Source organism: Calothrix anomala FACHB-343 (assembly GCF_014696435.1).
GTDB lineage: Bacteria > Cyanobacteriota > Cyanobacteriia > Cyanobacteriales > Nostocaceae > Aulosira > Aulosira anomala_A.
The window spans coordinates 103,255-122,295 of the sequence record NZ_JACJQG010000015.1 but is presented as its reverse complement, the minus strand read 5'-3'; the positions used below and the strand labels follow the sequence as shown (position 1 = coordinate 122,295).

At 41.5% G+C, this 19,041-nt stretch carries 15 protein-coding genes; 7 read left to right on the top strand and 8 right to left on the bottom strand.

Annotated features, from left to right (window positions below; translation table 11 throughout):
• Positions 1-116: 116 nt before the first annotated feature.
• A complete protein-coding gene (locus tag H6G08_RS11040; RefSeq protein WP_190541694.1) occupies positions 117-1,406 on the top strand; it encodes a sensor histidine kinase in 1,290 nt (429 codons plus the stop codon).
• Between the two features lie 42 nt (positions 1,407-1,448).
• On the opposite strand, the gene H6G08_RS11035 is transcribed toward H6G08_RS11040, so the two are convergent.
• The 5 genes from H6G08_RS11035 to H6G08_RS11015 all read right to left on the bottom strand — a co-directional run bounded on the left by H6G08_RS11035 (position 1,449) and on the right by H6G08_RS11015 (position 6,693).
• Positions 1,449-3,011: an NAD(P)H-quinone oxidoreductase subunit N gene (locus H6G08_RS11035; protein WP_190541690.1), complete on the bottom strand. Its 1,563-nt coding sequence runs from the start codon at positions 3,009-3,011 to the stop codon at positions 1,449-1,451.
• 296 nt (positions 3,012-3,307) lie between these two features.
• Complete coding sequence (rbp, locus tag H6G08_RS11030; protein ID WP_190541686.1) at positions 3,308-3,619, bottom strand: RNA-binding regulator; 312 nt, start codon at positions 3,617-3,619, stop codon at positions 3,308-3,310.
• 405 nt (positions 3,620-4,024) lie between these two features.
• The gene (locus tag H6G08_RS11025) at positions 4,025-5,260 is read right to left on the bottom strand and encodes a DUF6745 domain-containing protein (protein WP_190541684.1); all 1,236 of its coding nucleotides are present in this window, start codon (positions 5,258-5,260) and stop codon (positions 4,025-4,027) included.
• A gap of 79 nt (positions 5,261-5,339) precedes the next feature.
• A complete protein-coding gene (locus tag H6G08_RS11020; protein ID WP_190541681.1) occupies positions 5,340-6,413 on the bottom strand; it encodes a DUF6745 domain-containing protein in 1,074 nt (357 codons plus the stop codon).
• Positions 6,400-6,693 carry a DUF8820 family protein gene (locus H6G08_RS11015; RefSeq protein WP_190541677.1) on the bottom strand — a complete coding sequence of 98 codons (294 nt, stop codon included), beginning with the start codon at positions 6,691-6,693 and terminating at the stop codon, positions 6,400-6,402. Before H6G08_RS11015 ends, H6G08_RS11020 begins: the two co-directional genes overlap by 14 nt.
• Positions 6,694-7,160: 467 nt before the next feature.
• Here H6G08_RS11015 and topA point away from each other — a divergent pair, with 467 nt between their 5' ends.
• The 6 genes from topA (at position 7,161) to H6G08_RS10985 (ending at position 15,749) form a co-directional block, all read left to right on the top strand.
• Positions 7,161-9,839: a type I DNA topoisomerase gene (gene topA / locus H6G08_RS11010; RefSeq protein WP_190541674.1), complete on the top strand. Its 2,679-nt coding sequence runs from the start codon at positions 7,161-7,163 to the stop codon at positions 9,837-9,839.
• A gap of 402 nt (positions 9,840-10,241) precedes the next feature.
• Positions 10,242-10,379: a hypothetical protein gene (locus H6G08_RS11005; protein WP_015140586.1), complete on the top strand. Its 138-nt coding sequence runs from the start codon at positions 10,242-10,244 to the stop codon at positions 10,377-10,379.
• Positions 10,380-10,389: 10 nt separating this feature from the next.
• Entirely contained in the window at positions 10,390-10,857 is a 468-nt protein-coding gene (gene aroQ / locus H6G08_RS11000; RefSeq protein ID WP_313941805.1) for a type II 3-dehydroquinate dehydratase, read from the top strand.
• 238 nt (positions 10,858-11,095) lie between these two features.
• Complete coding sequence (locus H6G08_RS10995; protein ID WP_190541671.1) at positions 11,096-12,112, top strand: ADP-ribosylglycohydrolase family protein; 1,017 nt, start codon at positions 11,096-11,098, stop codon at positions 12,110-12,112.
• A gap of 265 nt (positions 12,113-12,377) precedes the next feature.
• Positions 12,378-15,071: an HD family phosphohydrolase gene (locus H6G08_RS10990; protein WP_190541668.1), complete on the top strand. Its 2,694-nt coding sequence runs from the start codon at positions 12,378-12,380 to the stop codon at positions 15,069-15,071.
• 81 nt (positions 15,072-15,152) lie between these two features.
• The gene (locus H6G08_RS10985) at positions 15,153-15,749 is read left to right on the top strand and encodes a Uma2 family endonuclease (protein ID WP_190541789.1); all 597 of its coding nucleotides are present in this window, start codon (positions 15,153-15,155) and stop codon (positions 15,747-15,749) included.
• 39 nt (positions 15,750-15,788) lie between these two features.
• Here the strand turns inward: H6G08_RS10985 and H6G08_RS10980 are convergent, their stop codons facing one another.
• The 3 genes from H6G08_RS10980 to H6G08_RS10970 form a co-directional block, all read right to left on the bottom strand.
• On the bottom strand, positions 15,789-17,024 hold the full coding sequence (locus H6G08_RS10980; protein ID WP_190541665.1) for a DUF445 domain-containing protein: 1,236 nt from the start codon (positions 17,022-17,024) through the stop codon (positions 15,789-15,791).
• Between the two features lie 28 nt (positions 17,025-17,052).
• Positions 17,053-17,745 (bottom strand): bifunctional demethylmenaquinone methyltransferase/2-methoxy-6-polyprenyl-1,4-benzoquinol methylase UbiE, encoded by a 693-nt coding sequence (ubiE, locus tag H6G08_RS10975; RefSeq protein WP_190541662.1) that lies wholly within the window; start codon positions 17,743-17,745, stop codon positions 17,053-17,055.
• Between the two features lie 247 nt (positions 17,746-17,992).
• The gene (locus H6G08_RS10970) at positions 17,993-18,937 is read right to left on the bottom strand and encodes a response regulator (protein WP_190541659.1); all 945 of its coding nucleotides are present in this window, start codon (positions 18,935-18,937) and stop codon (positions 17,993-17,995) included.
• Positions 18,938-19,041: the final 104 nt, after the last annotated feature.

The following is a 19,041-nucleotide window of genomic DNA, read 5'->3' as shown; positions in this document are numbered from 1 at the left end:
CACTGTTCAAAAAGCGATCGCCTCCGGAGCGATCGTGTATCAATGTGAATTTAAAGTTATATAGACATACTAGCCATTCTCCAGTTACTGAAACAGTACATTTGACACCTGTAAATATGGTTACTGATAAACAAAGCCTGATCCTGATTGTTGACGATAACCCAAACAATGCCAAATTACTGTTTGATTATTTACAAGCTTCCGGTTTACAAGCCTCACTGGCGGAAAATGGCGAGATAGCTTTGGCACAAGTGCAAGAAATTTTGCCTGACTTAATTTTATTAGATGTGATGATGCCGGGAATTGATGGCTTTGAAACTTGCCGACGCTTAAAAGCAAACCCAGCTACTCAAAATATTCCCGTGATTTTTATGACCGCCATATCAGATGTGGTAGATAAAGTCAAGGGTTTAACCCTCGGTGCAGTAGACTACATTACCAAGCCATTTCAACCAGCCGATGTATTAGCGCGGATTAATCTTCATTTGAAATTATCTTATCTCAACCAAAAGCTAGAACAACGAGCAGCAGAATTAACTGCGACTGTGGAACAGTTAAAACAATCTCAACAGCGTTTGGTACAAAGTGAAAAAATGTCCACTTTGGGCGAATTAGTCGCCGGAATAGCCCATGAAATTAATAATCCGACTAGCTTTGTGCAAGGTAATCTCACCTTTGCACAAAAATATATGCAAGATTTAATCGATCACATTCATCTTTATAAAAATCAAGCCTCAGCAACAGAAATAGCCAAACACGCAGCCAAAATAGATTTAGAATATATTTTCAAAGATTTTCCCCATATTCTCGATTCTATGGATGAGGGAGTAGAGCGTATTTGCGATATTAGTATGTCTCTACGCACCTTTGCTCGTGCTGATAGTGCTGTGAAAATTCCTTTTAATATTCACGATGGCATTGACAGTACTATTTTAATTCTCAAACATAGATTAAAAGCTTCTAATCGGCGTCCGGCTATTGAAATTATCCGCGATTACGATGATTTACCAGACATAGAATGCTTTCCTGGGCAATTAAACCAAGTATTTATGAACATTTTAGGTAATGCAATTGATGCTTTAGAAGAGTCTAATTTAGGACGCAGCTATCAAGAAATTGCCAAAAATCCTAATTATATTAAAATCAAAACTCAATTAATTGCCGATAAAAATAATATTTTAATTACTATTCAAGATAATGGTTTGGGTATTCCCGATAAAATTAAATCACAAATATTCGACCATCTATTTACAACTAAACCTGTAGGCAAAGGTACAGGTTTAGGTTTATCTATTACTCAACAAATTATTGTTGATAAACATGGGGGAAAAATTGCAGTAAATTCTGTTTTTGGTGAAGGCGCAGAATTTGCGATTACTCTACCAATAAATTCGCAAAACAAGTAATGGATAATTGTTGTGAGCAATTACCCATTACCGACGTTCAATTTACATTTTCTCTGGCTGCTCGATGTTAACGGCACTTGCCTGAGTGCTAACAGCAGTAGTTCCTTGCAATATTGCAGTATGGGAAACTGAATTGTTAGCTAAAGTAAATAGAGGATTTGACAAAATCCCAGAAATAGTAGTGGCGATTAAAGTTACTATCAAACCCACTTGCAAAGGTCTAAATCCAGGTAAATTCCATTGCACTGGGGGATAATTTTGCACTACTTCTGACATTTCTTGAGGTTCTTTGACTACCATCATCTTAACTACACGAATGTAGTAGTAGATGGAGACAACGCTGGTAACTAAGCCTAACAGGACTAACCAGTAAAGGCCAGCTTGCCAACCTGCCCAGAACAAGTAAATTTTCCCGAAAAATCCTGCTAGTGGGGGAATACCACCTAAAGAGAGCAGGGAGATACTCAAGCCTAATGTCAGCAGTGGATCTTTTTGATATAAGCCAGAGTATTCGGCAATTTGATCTGTTCCGGTTCTCAGGGAGAACAAAATAATGCAGGTAAAGCCGCACAGGTTCATGAACAGATAGACCAGCAAGTAAAAAATCATACTGGCATATCCGGCTTCAGTACCAGCAATCATCCCAATCATCACAAACCCAGCTTGGGCGATAGATGAATAGGCTAGCATTCGTTTCATGCTGGTTTGGGCGAGAGCAACTACGTTACCCAGCACCATACTAAGAACTGCAAGGGCAGTAAAGACGAATTTCCATTCGTCAGCGACTAGGGGGAAGACTGAGGTGAGTAAGCGGATAGCTAGGGCAAAACCTGCTGCTTTGGAACCTACAGATAAAAAGGCAATCACTGGGGTAGGAGCGCCTTCGTAAACGTCTGGAGTCCATTGGTGGAAGGGAGCAGCAGAAATTTTGAAGCCAATACCGGCAATTACAAAAACCAGAGAAATGACTATACCCAATGACTGCCCAATGTGTGCTTTGGCAATGCCATCGGCGATCGCACTTAGTTGAGTTTGTCCGCCAGATAAACCATAAAGCAAGGACACGCCATATAAAAATACTGCTGTACTGGAAGCCCCAATCAACAGATATTTTAGTGCTGCTTCATTTGAGCGTGGGTCACGCTTGGTATAACCTGTTAACAAATAAGAGGAAATACTCAGGGTTTCTAAGGAGATGAAAATCATCACCAACTCACTAGCCCCGGATAAAAACATTCCCCCCAGGGTAGCGGTTAACAAAATCGCGATGAATTCTGCTAAAGCGGTGCCACTCTGCTCTACGTAGCGAATGGACATCAAAATAGTGACGGCGGCAGATAAGGCAATAATACCGCGAAAGACAATACTGAGGTCGTCACTATTAAAGCCACCGCTAAAAGCAATGGGATTAGTAGCATCCCATTGCAAGCTCAGGGCGACAATCGCAGCTAATAAACCTGCGATCGCTAGATACCCAATCCAGCGTGAAGATGTACGCCCCAAAATCAAATCAACAATCAAAACCCCCAAGAGGGTGAGAATGACAATACCCTCTGGTAAAATCGTTCCCGCATTTAGCTGGGATGCAAGATTAGCAAAATCCATGAGTTGTATAGGTTTTGGCGATTAGACATCAAGGCTAACTTTGTTCATTCTATCTATTGTTCTGAACCAAAGTTCCATAAACCTTTTTGTCCGATTCCATAGAGTAAATTATATTCATTTTCTCTACTGCCAATCCATTATTCAATATTTCACGCAAAAATAAGCAGTTCAGCGATATTTTGAACTGCTTTTTATATAAATCAGCAGTCCAGTATGCTACCGAAGCTGCTAAATATGGGATAATTTTTTTAGCTAAAGGCTTTTTATCTTCCTGCCTTAATGCATCGCCTCAAGTCTTAATATTGTCTTGAGTATCCGCTAGCATTTCTTCCCCAATTGCCACCGCCAGAGCGAGCACCTTTGTCCTCCCGTGGTCTAGCTTTATTAACTTTCATTACACGCCCCATCCATTCAGCACCATCTAGAGCTTGAATAGCTGCATCTTCGGCGGCTGATGATTCCATTTCCACGAAACCAAAGCCCCGCGCGCGTCCAGTTTCCCGATCTGTGGGTAATTGAACTCGCTTAACAGTACCGTACTCAGAAAATACTTTGCTGAGGTCGTCTTGTGTGACGCTGTAGGATAGGTTACCTACGTAAATAGACATGAAACTCTCCCGAATCCATTGATGCAGAGATGCTTATCCGGAGAGCAACTTGCAATTATAAATAAAAACAAGATTTTGACCGCCGAATTTAACTTCTCCGATTTTATGCTAGCACAACTTTTCTGTGATTTGGCAATATATCTTATCCATTTGTCATCATGTGTGCTAAAATACAAAATTTTTTATTATTTCGACTAATATATTTATCTGCACTTAGGTTTGAATACTGCTCGGTTAAGGAAAATTGTAGGTTGGGTTGAGGCTCTGCGAAACCCAACAGAGCTACCCAAATGTTGGGTTTCGTTCCTCAAACGCCACTTGCTTCAAGCCGGGAAACCCGTCCAACGCAGTGGCTCCCCAACCTACGCGGGTTAAGGTTTTTGAGCTTAACCGAGCAGTATTGACTTAGGTTTGAATAGCAAATTCCTCTGGCGCAATCCCCCAATTTACCCAGCAAATAGCTTGATGTGCTGATGTCATATCTGGTGGAACACGCAAAGCATGGATAAATCCAGTGCTGGGACAAGTCATTTTTAATAAGTAAATTGGCTCTGCATCTACATCAGCGTCAATTTTTAATAGGCTGTATTCTCTCCAGGTATCTAATTCAATTGCTTGTAATTCTTGGCAAATTCGGGCATAACCAATACCTTGAATTAACACTCGCCGCCATTCCGCATTATCTTCTGTTAATAACCATTGAGCTTCCCATTGTTGCGGGTGGAGTTTACCGTATTTTTCTGGTAAAGTGACGCCGTGATAGGAGTAAAGGCTAAATCCATCAACGTACTCTATTGCAGGTTCTCCTTCTGCGTGGAGACGATTTTGATTATCTAAACGCAGATGAAGCGGGCGATCGCAGATAATTACAGCTTGATCAAAAGTAAAAATCCATCCACACTCTTTAATTAAAGATTGATATACTAACAATTCTGGGAAAATTTCTGCACACCATACACAAGTAATAATAAAATCCCGAAAGCTGTTAATTTTGCACTCTTCTTCTGGCTGAAAACATAGCCCAAAGAAATTATTTATGTAAGAGTATAAACTGGCTTGGAGAGAAGATGATAGCCGACTTCCGAGTTGCAGGTTTATTTGTTGCCAATCTTCACTTTGTAGTTGTTCATTCAGATATATTCTGCTGTAATTTTCCAGTACAAAACTTAGCCTAAAACCTAAAATATCGGAAAAATTGTTATTTAATTTAGCATACACTAGTTCATCGAATAGTTCTTCATCGATGTTGATATCCTGAAAAACTTGAGGATATATTGAATAACTCAGATCTTTGAAAAACGAAGTTTGTCTTCCCAATTGCTCTAGTGGCTTTTCTAGCAAATCCCGTTGCAGCTTTTTTAGTTTACTAATTGGTGAATGATTTAATTGGCTAACAACTTTGTTATTTAATTCCTTTTTCAAGTAATCAAGCTTGTCAAAGATAGTATGTTTTAGAGCTAAATAAGGACTTTCATAAAAAATAATGTTAGGAGCATTCTTACCAATTGCTATGTAGGCTGCTTTTACTGCTTCCGCAGCTTTTTCTCTATCAATTCGCTCAGTTGAAAGTGCAATATTTCGCCACTTATCCCGATAAATTGGAATTAAAGCTTCTTGTTCGGGTGTTAACTTGTCAATCATAATTGCTAATATAAAAATGTACTTAAATAAAATCTAAAGGTAGATTTATCCTTAAGTTTTGCATCTGATATTCAATAATTCAGGTTTGAATAGCAAATTCCTCTGGTGCAATTCCCCAATTTACCCAGCAAATTGCTTGATGGGCTGATGTCATATCCGGTGGAACGCGCAAAGCGTGGATAAATCCAGTGCTGGGACAAGTCATTTTTAATAAGTAAATTGGCTCTGCATCTACATCAGCAGCAATTTTTAATAGGGTATATTCTCTCCAGGTATCTAATTCAATGGCTTGTAATTCTTGGCAAATTCGAGCATAACCAATACCTTGAATTAACACTCGCCGCAGTTCTGCATTATCCTCTGTTAATAACCATTGAGCTTGCCATTGCTGTGGGTGGAGTTTACCGTATTTTTCTGGTAAAGTGACGCCGTGATAGGAGTAAAGGCTAAATCCATCAGCGTACTCTATTGCAGGTTCTCCTTCTGCGTGGAGACGATTTTGATTATCGAAGCGAAGATGAAGCGGGCGATCGCAGATAAAACAGAATCCTTCAAAAGGAAATATCATCATCCCCGCCACTAATACCTGCTCAACAACTTGATAAACTTTATGATCGTAGTAGCAGTCTATCTCGGAAATAAAAAAATCAAATGTAGCAGCAATATCTATCCAATCAAATGAGTAAATAGCTTGTGCAGTCACATTGTTACTCCAAAGCTGCCAAACTAATTCAGATTGGTTGATACTAAGAACCCTGCCTAATAAATTTAAGGTATTTTCTTGCCTAAAAGCTGATTCTAGGTTATCTAAATTATTTTCTCTAAAAACTAAGCTAATTGGGTTGAAGGATAATTGTTTCCAAAAATCTTGTAATTGATGTTCTATCAAATCCTCTACAGAATCTACTAGATTATTTTCTAGTTTATTTTGAGATGAATTCAGTAATAGCATTTCGGTAATAGCCTGATAAGGACTATTACAAAAAATAATTTGCGGCAGTTTCTTTCCCGCAAATAAGTACACAGTCTCAACAACTTCCGCAGCTTTATCTCTATTAATTCTTTCAGTTGAAAGCGCAATCTTTCGCCACTTCTCCCGATAAACTGGAATTAAAGCTTCATGTTGGGGCGTTAACTTTTCAATCAGCGACATAGCGCCAACCTTCAGGCTCGTATTCTCTTTGGATTTTCACCATCCAATGACCTTGAGGAACTGCGATCGCCTTGTGTTCCTCATGACTCAGTAAAGCCGTTGTAGAATAAACACGTAGATAAAGAGTATCATTTTTCAAGAATAATTTAGCATCGCCTTCGGTAATCCTGTGCTTATGCCCAGTTACCTCACCTTCTGCCAAAGTTAAATGAGGTATCTTTTCTCCCTCAACTTGTGGCACAGGTTGTAGAATGACATCACCTTGACGAATTGGTTGCATAGTCTCGGCTCCAAGATAGGTACAAAACCCACTTCGCTTTTGCTCTCAATTTTGATTTAATTTTGGCACAACCTTTTGCAGAATAGGGAATGAGAGATAAGGTAAGGGGACACAAAGGAAGCAGGAATCATGAAATCAACTCACCTTCATCACCTGCGATCCCTGACTTGCGCCGAAAACAAGAGCGATCGCTATATTACACTTTGGGGGTATTTTGAAAACTGTAGTCGCCAATTTTGCTCTTGATAAGTTAAAGATGGAAATAGCTGGAAATTCACAGCCAGCGTTTTCCTAGCTTATTATCTGGAAAGGACTGTGCCCAAACTGTAGCGGATTTTTACCCTCATGGGCATTTTGTGTGAGGATAAACTCACATGCAAAAGCGCGACGTATTATTGTCACATCTCGCCGAAATCATTTAAATTTTTCTGTTTAGCTGAACGGCTATTCTTTTTTTTTAAATTTCCATGTCAACTCTCGTCATCGTCGAATCTCCGACCAAAGCTCGTACCATTCGCAACTACCTACCATCAGGCTTTCGGGTGGAAGCGTCTATGGGTCATGTACGTGACTTACCCCAGTCAGCTAGCGAAATTCCCACCTCTGTCAAAGCAGAAAAATGGGCGCAGTTGGGGGTAAATGTAGACGCCGACTTTGAACCGGTGTATGTTGTCCCGAAAGACAAAAAGAAAGTTGTTACCCAACTCAAAGATGCGCTGAAAGAGGCTGATGAGTTAATTCTAGCAACTGACGAAGACCGGGAAGGTGAGAGCATCAGTTGGCATTTATACCAGTTGCTCAAGCCCAAAGTCCCGACTAAGCGGATGGTGTTTCATGAAATTACCCAAGACGCGATTAAAAAAGCGTTGAAAAACTGCCGAAATATCGATGAGCAGTTGGTTCGCGCCCAAGAAACCCGCCGAATTTTGGATCGCTTGGTAGGTTATACCCTGTCTCCCTTGCTGTGGAAAAAAATTGCCTGGGGATTATCGGCTGGGCGGGTACAATCTGTAGCGGTGAGGCTGTTGGTTACCAAGGAACGCCAACGCCGCGCTTTCCGTGAAGGGACTTACTGGGATTTAAAGGCATACCTAGAGCAACAAAAATCGCCATTTACTGCCCAGTTGGTGAACTTAGGTGGCAAGAAAGTTGCTAATGGCAGCGATTTTGACCCAAATACCGGACAAATTGCGGCTGGACGCAATGTGGTGTTGCTGAGTGAAGCCGATGCAGCTGCACTCAAAGAACGGCTCGCAGATAAAACCTGGAATGTCAGCGAGGTCGAAGAACGTCCTGTGACCCGCAAACCAGCGCCACCGTTTACCACCTCGACATTGCAACAGGAATCTAACCGGAAATTGCGTCTCTCAGCCAGAGATACGATGCGGATTGCGCAGAATTTGTACGAGCAAGGCTACATTACCTACATGCGGACAGATTCGGTGCATTTATCTGAGCAAGCGATCGCAGCTGCACGCAGTTGTGTAGAACAACGCTATGGTAAGGAATATCTCAGCCCCCAACCGCGCCAATACACCACCAAATCCAAAGGCGCGCAAGAAGCCCACGAAGCTATTCGTCCAGCAGGTAGCACCTTCCGCACGCCCCAAGAAACCGGTTTAGGCGGTCGGGAATTGGCTGTTTACGATTTAATTTGGAAGCGTACCGTCGCTTGTCAAATGGCTGACTCTCGCCAAACTCAAATCACCGTCCAGTTACAAGTTGAAGACGCTGGTTTCCGCGCTTCCGGAAAGCGGATTGACTTTCCTGGCTATTTACGCGCCTACGTTGAAGGTTCCGACGATCCCGAAGCTGCGTTAGAAGACCAGGAAGTAATTTTACCTAGTTTAAAAATAGGCGATCGCCCCGATTGTCGAGAAATCGAAGCAATTAGTCACGAAACCCAACCGCCAGCTAGGTACAGCGAAGCTACTCTCGTCAAAACCTTAGAAAGTGAAGGAATTGGTCGTCCGAGTACCTACGCCAGTATTATTGGCACAATTATTGATAAAGGATATGCCCAATTAGTTAATAATGCTCTGGTTCCCACTTTTACAGCCTTTGCGGTAACTGACCTGTTAGAGAAACACTTCCCGGATGTTGTCGATCCCAGCTTTACCTCCAAAATGGAGCAAACCCTCGATGACATCGCCACCGGGGAAGCTAAATGGCTACCCTACCTCAAGGAATTTTATTTGGGAGACAAAGGTTTAGAAACTCTAGTCAAGGAAAGAGAACCACAAATTGATGAAAAGAAAGCCAGGACAGTAGAACTAGAAAACCTACCAGCTAAAGTCCGCATTGGTAAATATGGCCCTTACATCGAAGTCGAAAACGGTGAAGGTGTAGTTACGGCTTCCATTCCCAAAGACCTCACCCCAGCTGACCTTGACCCCAAACAGGTAGAGGTGCTGCTGCGACAAAAAACTTCCGGGCCTGACCAACTCGGTCGCCATCCCGACACAGGCGAACCAATTTATGTGAAAATTGGCGCTTACGGCCCTTACGTCCAATTAGGCGACAAGACAGATGAAAATCCCAAACCTAAACAAGCTTCCTTACCCAAAGGAGTGACCCCAGAAACCGTCACCCTAGACATCGCTGTTGGGCTTTTAGCTTTACCCCGGACATTAGGCGTTCATCCGGAAACAGGCGGGAGAATTCAAGCGAGTTTAGGACGCTTCGGCCCTTACATTGTCCACGACCAAGGCAAAGAAGGCAAAGATTACCGTTCTCTGAAAGCTGCTGATAATGTCTTAACAGTTTCTTTAGAAAGGGCGTTAGAGTTGTTAGCAGAACCGAAAAAAGGCCGCAGTTCCACTACCAGCAAATCGAAAGCAGCTGTGCGCGAATTGGGTAACCATCCCGAAGATGAAACCCCAGTGAATATCTATGATGGCCCCTACGGCCCTTATATTAAGAACGGTAAAACAAATGTCAGCATTCCTGAAGGTGAATCTGTGGAAAGCATGACATTGGAGAAAGCTTTACAATTATTAGCAGGTAAAGCAGCATCAGCAAAATCAACGCGCAAATCAACTAAATCTACAACTTCTAAATCTAAGACAACTTCTAAGTCAACTTCTAAGTCAACTTCTAAGACTGCTACCAAGACTGCTAGTAAAAAAAGTAGTGCTGAAGATTAGTAGTCTGTGACATTGGTTTTCCTCCATACCTAACCTAATCAGGATAAAAGTCCTGATTAGGAAATAATTTACCCAGGATGAAACAACTTTCTTAAGAGTCAATAGTCAATGGTCAATAGTCAACAGTCAATAGTCAATAGTCAATAGTCAACAGTTCAGAAATTGTCAAATTTTGACTAATAAAGGACATCAAGCAAAGCGATGGTTTCATAGCCGTATGATTATCAGAATGTGATACTCTAAGAAGTAAGGCAGATCACAACACAACATTTGATAGAGTGGGTCACTCCCGACATTAAAGATTGCGATCGCCTCCATCACAAACCAGAGGTGCCAAAGTACGCCAGTTTCTGCGTAGCTGTGAATCAAAATTGAGGTAGTATCTCAGGAGCAGTCATTTCAATGGACTATATAGAAAAGGTACTGGAAAAGCTGAAAGAATTGGCGCGAAAGCTGATTGAAGCCCTACTCGGGCCAGAAGCAGAGCCGGAACCAGAACTTATACCGATTCCTGTAAATGAGCGTTCGCGTCGTCGTTAAGAGATAAAAAGTGCCGGATTTGACGTTGCAGCCTTTGAGTATTTTAGTGCTGCACGGGCCAAACTTAAATTTGCTAGGAAAGCGAGAACCGGGAATATACGGTTCATTGACACTGGCGGAAATTAACCACCTGCTAGCCGCAGAAGGACAAAAACTACAGGTGAGTGTTTTTCCTGTGCAGTCAAATCATGAAGGCGTTTTGGTTGATACTATTCATGAAGCCCCAGGAACATATCAGGGGATTTTAATTAACGCTGGGGCTTACACGCATACTAGTGTGGCTTTGCGAGATGCGATCGCGGGTGTTAATTTACCTACAGTAGAAGTACATTTAAGTAACATATATCGTCGGGAAGAATTTCGACATCATTCTTATATAGCACCGATAGCAATTGGGCAAATTAGTGGCTTTGGCGTCCAAAGTTACATATTAGGTTTACAGGCTTTAGTACATCATTTGCGGAAAGATAAAGTATGAATAATTGTTGACGGTTGACGGTTGACTGTTGACTTCTGTACGGGCGGGTTTCACCGACATATCTGTTTTCTGTGTGAATATCTCACAAAACCCGCCCCTACTGACTATTGACTGTTGACCATTGACCATTGACCATTGACTCTTAAGAGAGATTTTTATTTTGAATTTTGAATTGATTCATGCTTGGCTGAGAGATTTTTGCGTGAGAGACTAGCTTCATAAGAATTATCTTTGATGTATGCGCTACTCTGTTGTTAGTCGATTTCGCGGGACTTTACTTGGGGCTTTAATTGGGCAAAAATTAGCATCGAGTCAGGATCGAACATCCTCCCACAGCTATGACCTCGATGAGATAGCAGTTATAGGTACTAAAAGTTTAATTAAACTAGGCAAATTAGATTTAGATGATTGGCAATATCTACAACAACCAGCATCTACTAATAATTATCCTTCTATGAAAGTGATACTGGCTACCTTACCAGTAGCACTTTTTTTTCATGAAACCCCGCAAAAATTGCGCCAAAACTTGCTGCATGTGTTACAAATCTGGGAAGATAACCCAATCATTCGTGATGGAACCTTAGCTGTAGGATATGCGATCGCGCAAATCCTCACAGAAAAACTTCATCCCCCTAGCCTTATTCCCGAAATTATTGCCTTTATTGGGGAAACTTCAACATCTTTACCACAGCAATTAAGCAAAGTTCATACTTTGTTAGAACAAGGAGCAAGTTTACAACAGGTTCAAGCTGAGTTAAGTAAACAAGAAAAACTGACTCAAGGTATTGCTATGGCGTTTTACTGCTTTCTCAGTACCTTAGAAGACTACCGTTTAGCTGTTTTATTAGCTCATCAACAAAGTAATATTTGGCAACAAGACAATTGGCGTTTACACTTACATAATATAAGTGCAATTACTGGTGCTTTATCAGGGGCCTATAATAGCATTGCGGGTATTCCTTTAGGTTGGCAGATCTTATACTCGCAAGCTGATTTAGCAACATGGAGACTAAGCAATTTTGCTGAAATGGTGAAATTAGCTGATGCACTTGTGGCTGTTTGGTCAGGGTTGTATAATCATGCCTTGCATTCAGAGCAGTTAGGCACACAGGGAGATTTCTCAACTGAGGAAGAACTACCATTACCTTTATGGTCACCAATTTCCCAAAACATTGATGATAACCCTAATTTACAGAGTCAACCATTGTCTCCTCTCTGGGTTTTTGCCGCTCCGCGTGTCATTCGGTCGCGTTAATGCTATTTATACTGAGCAATATTGTAGACGCGACACCAACATGCCATTTGCTTTCGCAATTGACAGATACAAAATTTAGTAGTTCTTTATACTACAATTTCCAAAGAAACTCTTAACCTGACTCTGTAGGTAGGTACTGTGGCTCACCAGCTACAAGCAAACCCCACCTCCGAAGTTCTGAGCGACTTGGGTTGCTCCTGCTTGGGCTTCCCTTAGGTTTGTCTTGTTTTGAGCTTATCAAAGTAAGCAACTATAGGCAGAGGGAATGAAATATCAGCGATTTTTTAACTCTTTGAACAAGCAATTAAATCTTTGGCGACAACAGTACAAGCATCGTCAAAAACAAGTGCTGCAAAGCAGCCAAAACTGCTTGGACGACTGGCAAAAAACTTTGGTGAAGAATATCCAGATTTATGTATCAATACCTGGTAAAAATCGCCGAAAATCAGCAATAACACGGAAAATAATCGCCAAATCAGCGACATCTCCCAGTCAATTAAATACAGTTGGGTTTAGCTGGGTACATGAAAATCGTTCGACAATGATTTTAGCGATCGCAGTTGTCTCGCTCACAGGTGTAATTGGCCATAAATTATATAATCAACCTAACTTAAAAGAAGGAAATATTGCACCAGAGACAATTAAAGCCCCATATACAGCCAAGATTGTAGATCCGGTAGAAACAGAAGCCCGACGCCAAGCGGCGCGCAAAAAATTCTGGCCTGTTTTAATGGTTGATAGCCAAATTAATGCCAAAATCGAGCAAAATTTGCAACAAATTCTAGATCTGGGCGATGAAATTCGGGCTACGGCGGGATCTTTTCCGTTCATGGAAAGTATAGATTTATCTGTTGCTAGCCAAAGTTATCTCCGCGCTTGTAATGAGTCAGAGTGGAAAAATATCTTACTCTCCTTAGAAAAATCTCAAAAACAGACATTGGGATTATTACCACTCAACCAAAATAGTAGCTCGTTGACCACACCAGAACCGAGTAAGCCATTAAACATACCAGGGAAATTATCTACCGCTACACCTAGTTCCAGCAAATCGAGATTAGCCCCATCCGCACAACTGGAGAAAAAGCCAGTGAAGATTTCTCCTAATGCGGACTCATTTCAAGCAGTGACAGAATTAGAAATTTACCGAGTCACAAATTCCGAACAAAAATATGCTGCACTGATTGCTCAAATCTCCCAAATTAGGAAACAATACCAATTAGCTAAAGCTAAATTAGCCATGTTAGCAGTTGGTAGTTCATTAGCGATATATAAAGAACATATTTTTTTAGAGTTATCAGATCAAGATTGGGCAAGAACCAGAAAATTAATCCGCGATATTTCTCAACGCATTCTCGCTCAAGGTATCCCCTATGGATTACCAGAGAACGCTTTAAAGAATACGGTGAATTTACAAGTTGACACATTAGAACCATCAGCCGCTCAACCTTTGGTTAGCAAATTGTTGTTAACTGTGCTGGAACCAAATTTGAAGAAAGATGATGCGAAAACCCAAGAGCAAGCACAAAAAGCAGCTAATGGGGTTAAAGACATCATGGTTGAGGTTAAACAGGATGAGCCAATTGTCAAGAAAGGAGAAAAAATCAAGCTGCGGCATATCCAAGTTTTAGAACATTATCAATTAATTGAGCGCCAGACTAACTGGGCAGAGTTAATTAAATTAACAGGGATTGTTACCACAGGAATTGGTATTTTTGTCGGTATAGAACGACGACTGGGGAATAAATTACGCCAACGCGATCGCATTTTAGTCTTGCTCCTAACCCTGAGTATACCGGGAACGATCGCGATCGCTACTCCGAAGCTGATCGGTTTTGGGATGTCAAATACTACCTGGAGTGCGGTAGGTTTACTAATAGGCAGCTTTTATGGCCCGGCTTTAGGCGTCACAGTTGTCGGGCTAACCTTACTAGTGCTACCCGTGAGCCTGGAAATTAGTAAAATTGCGCTGGTAGCTGGTGCAGCTGGGGGAATTGTTGGTAGTTTAATGGCGAAACGACTGCGATCGCGTGAAGAATTAGCTTTATTAAGTTTAGCGATCGCTTCCACCCAAGGGGGTATTTACTTAATTTTATCGCTGTTGTTAGATAGTCAAACTTCTTGGTATGTCATCCTGCAAAGTTCCGGCTTATTTGCTTTATGGGGCTTGGGGTGGAGTATTGTAGCTTTAGGCTTGAGTCCTTATTTAGAAAAAATCTTTGATTTAGTTACCCCGATTCGGTTAGCCGAATTAGCTAATCCTAATCGTCCCTTATTAAAGAAACTAGCCACAGAAGCACCGGGAACCTTTCAACATACTCTATTTGTCGCCACCTTAGCGGAAACTGCGGCTAAACACCTGAAATGCGATGTGGAACTAGTCAGAGCTGGTACGCTTTACCACGATATCGGTAAAATGCACGACCCCCTTGGTTTTATTGAGAACCAAATGGGCGGGCCGAATAAGCATGAAACAGAAATTAAAGACCCCTGGAAGAGTGCAGAGATTATCAAAAAGCATGTCAGCGAAGGGTTAGCGATGGCGCAGCAACATCTTTTACCTACGGCAATTCAGGCATTTATCCCCGAACACCAGGGAACAATGCTGATTGCTTATTTCCACCATCAAGCCCAGCAAATGGCTAAGGAAGACCCAAGTATAAAAGTAAACGACGATGATTTTCGCTACGACGGCCCCATTCCCCAATCGCGAGAGACAGCAATTGTGATGTTGGCAGATTCTTGTGAAGCAGCGTTGCGATCGCTCAAAGATGCATCTCCAGAACAAGCCTTAAATATGTTAAATAATATCTTGCGGGCAAGATGGCAAGACAATCAACTAGTAGATTCGGGATTGACAAAGGAAGAAGTTAGCCAAATTGCAGAAATATTTGTAGAGGTTTGGCAACAATTCCATCACAAACGCATCGCTTATCCTAAATTTAAGTCAGGTAAGTCATAGAAAAAGGTAGATTGGGCAATCTAGACTCTGGACTTTTGACAACCTGAGTGCAAAATATTCAATTTAAATGCGTCACAGATGATGAATGACCTAATTCTCAACTTACGCCCTACTATCGAGCTAACTGATGAGCAGTTCTTCCAAATCTGTCAAAATAATCGAGATTTGCGTCTTGAACGGACAGCTGAGGGAGAACTAATTATTATGCCACCAACAGGATGGGAAAGCGGAAATCGTAACAGCAGACTGACACAGCGCTTAGGTAATTGGGCTGATGCTGATGGTACAGGTTTAACTTTTGACTCTTCTACAGGTTTTAAACTCCCTAATGGTGCAAATCGTTCTCCTGATGCATCTTGGGTAAATCGGGAGAGATTAACAGCCTTAAACCCAGATCCAGCGAAGTTTTTACCAATAGCTCCAGATTTTGTCGCAGAATTACGTTCGGCTACCGATAGCCTAGAAACACTGCGACGGAAAATGCAGGAATATATTGACAACGGCGTGCGTTTAGGTTGGCTGATAGATCCGCAGAATCAATGTGTAGAAATTTACCGCCCTGGACAGGAAGTGGAGATTTTGCGTAGGCGTAGCCCGTCGGAGACATCGCCTACCAGTTTATCAGGTGAAAATGTCTTACCTGGATTTGTGCTGGATTTAGCCAACATTTTGAGTTAAATATTAAGTTAAAAACCGTTACAAAAGCAGTCTATATAACTATTGATTCAAGAATAAAAACACAGTTTGACCTAAACCGACAATCACGCCTAAAACACCACCTAAAGTCACAATTGCTTGTAATTCATTTTTGACAATTCCTTCAATTGCTGCTTCTAAATCAGCAGGTGAAGTTGATTTGACTCTATCTACAATTACCTGATCTATAGACAAAATCGGAATTATCTGAGAAACAATTGCTTCTAAATCTTTCTCTAAATATCGCTCTAAAACTAAAGCTAATTCTTGACTGACAACTTCTAAAGAACTGCTAACTACAGGCGAAGTACTCAGACGATTAAGTAACACAGAAGCAATATTTTCCCAGTCCACCGAATCAGATAATCCTTGTAACAAATCGCTCCCGCTTGTTTGCAGGTAATGACGGACGCTTTCTCTGGTGGTTTTGCGCAGTTGTCTGACTGTACCTACAGGTAAATTTTGCAATGATAAATTTTGCAATAATTTTTTGATGCGATCGCGCATTCGCAATTCTTTAATTAATTCCTCTAAGCGCTCATTGGTTGCTTCTTTTTCATCCAAGCAAAAAGCTCTCAATCTAGCCAGAGTATTGCGTAAACCGAATAAATTCGCCACTACCCAATAAGTACCGCTAGTCTTTTCGCGAAAGCTTTCATCAATAGTTTGAATTGTGCGATCGGTTAAAAAGTCAATGATAGTTTGTCGCAGGACATCTGGCGGTAAGACTACTTCTAATAGCCAATCCGCCAACCTTGTAGACTGTTCTTCACTCAGTTGAAATTCTAAGAGTACTTGGTCAAAAATTTGATTTAGCTGTACTTCTAAAAAGTCTTCCCGCCTTGCTAAAACCTTGAGGAGTCTTGGTAAAGATTCTCCCAATAAATCACGGAGAATATTACCAACAATTTTGGCGCTTTTGTAATTTTTTTCCTCAGAATTAACTTGGTCGAGAGCTAGTTTTAACAACCATAAAATTGCCCCTTGTACCCGTTCTGTTTGCAACAAACGGCGGGCCAGATTTTGCAATTCTTCTGGGGTTAAAAGTGACCCCATGATTGTATTAGAAATTTTTAGCGCCAACCGTTCCTGATTGCGGGGAATCAAACCAGGGGTAAAGGGCACTCTTTGCTTACCGATATAAAATGCTCGGTAAGGACGAAATAACATTTTGATGGCTATATCATTTGTGAAATAGCCAATAATACCACCTATCACCGGGGGTGATAGGTAAAGCCATAGATGAGACCAATCCACAGAGTTTTGGAATTACCAATTTTGGATTTTATTTACTGACTACCAGCACTCCCATCATACCGTTCGCGATGGGGTAGTGTGTGGCGGAAGCAAAACCAACTTCATAAGCTAATTCTACCTGCTCTTTGCCCCCAGGGAAGCGGTCTAAACTGGGGCTGATGTAGGCATATTCTTCTTTCACGCCCAACTGAGTTGCAATTGGTACCACAACATTATCTAAATACCACTGTTGGAACGATCGCAATTGCTGATTTTCTGGGCGATGGAAATCTAAAATCGCAGCTTTCGCACTCGGTTTGAGAACTCGGTACAACTCTTGGAGACTGCGAGGAATATCCTTAACATTTCTTAAACCATAGCCCATTGTCGCCCCATCAAATTGATTGCTGTCAAAGGGTAAATTCAGAACATCGGCTTCAACCCAAGTAATAGTTGATTGATAAGGATAGTTTCCCTGGGAACGTTCTTGAGCCATTTTCAGGAGGTTAGCGGAGAAATCTACGCCATATACATGTCCTGTCGCGCCTACACGCCTAGCTAAACCTAAGGTAATATCCCCACTCCCGCAGCACAAATCAAGAAAAGTATCGCCAGGCTGAGGGTGACTCCATTTAATTGCCATTTCCTTCCAAATTCGGTGCTGTCCCAAACTCAACCAATCATTCAACTGGTCGTAAACAGGAGCAATACGATCAAAAATAGCGCGAATTTCGTGAGTCATGAGTCAAAAATCAACAATCAACAGGAGCCAGTGCGTTTATCCGGTTTTCCGACTGGCAAACGCCTGTAGACGCATGAAGCGCCGCCTTCCGTAGCGTAGCATTTAGCGTTCCCCTGTCATACCAATTTAAATAATCTTGGCGGCACATCAATATATTCTATAGGGCATGGTAATACCATGCCCCTACCATCTGTCCCATTCTTTTTTCAAATTGGTCTAAGCGTAACCCGCCCCTACTAATTTTTGATTAAGCGCAATGACTGCTAGTAAGAGCGATCGCAACTAATTGGCCTGATAAATGAATTAGCTTAAGTTCATCATCGCGCAAAGTATGTGGTTGTTTCCACTGGAGAGACAACAAGCCCATAACTTTGTTACGGTAACTAATGGGTATAACTAAGTGTGCTTGAATACCAGATTTTTGGTAATGGTCTACACCAGATAATTTTGGGTCTTTCAGTACATTTAAGCATAATTGTACTTTTCCCGTAGTGATCGCCTCGCTCACCAGAGAATCTACGGCTAACCAGTTTTCTACAGTACTACCGTTACCGTAATCTCCCTGAACCGCACTGAGATTATTACCCTCAACTAGTTGCAGAATACAAGCATCAGCGCCAAAACTTTTACTAAAAGCTGTAGCAATTGGTTTGAGAGTTTCTTCTAAACTATTAGCTGCTTGGGTTACCTCTACCAACACCGTCAGCAGGGCCATTTGAGCATTAGCACAGCGTAGTTCTTCTGTACGTTGCTTGAGTAAATCGTAGGTTTCCGCAGCCCTTTGGACTACAGCCTTGAGTTCTCCAGGGTCCCAAGGTTTAGTAATATACTTGTAAACTTGCCCAGCGTTAATTGCTTCTACCAAATCTTCAATATCTGTAAAGCCAGTCAAGATGATTCTGACTGTATCGGGAAACTGAGGTACTGTCTTGCTGAGAAATTCCGTACCTTTCATTTCCGGCATCCGTTGATCGGAGATGATCACCGCTACTTCGCCTTCAGCAGCCAACATTTGCAAGGCATTCATGCCACTATCTGCTTTGAGAACTTGAAAATCGCGGCGAAAGGTACGATAGAGCAAATCTAGATTATCTGGTTCATCATCAACCACCAGAATTTTGAGTTTTTTCGGTCTTTCTAAAGTTCTTAATTGACGACGTTCTGTATTAAATTCCAGACCTGCATTATCCATAAATACCTTAAATGCCTTTAAATATTTACTATCTTGTTATATTCCATACCAAGTTTATTCGATAAATAAATAACCAGCCTTGCGCAAATTTGCGGATGTAGATT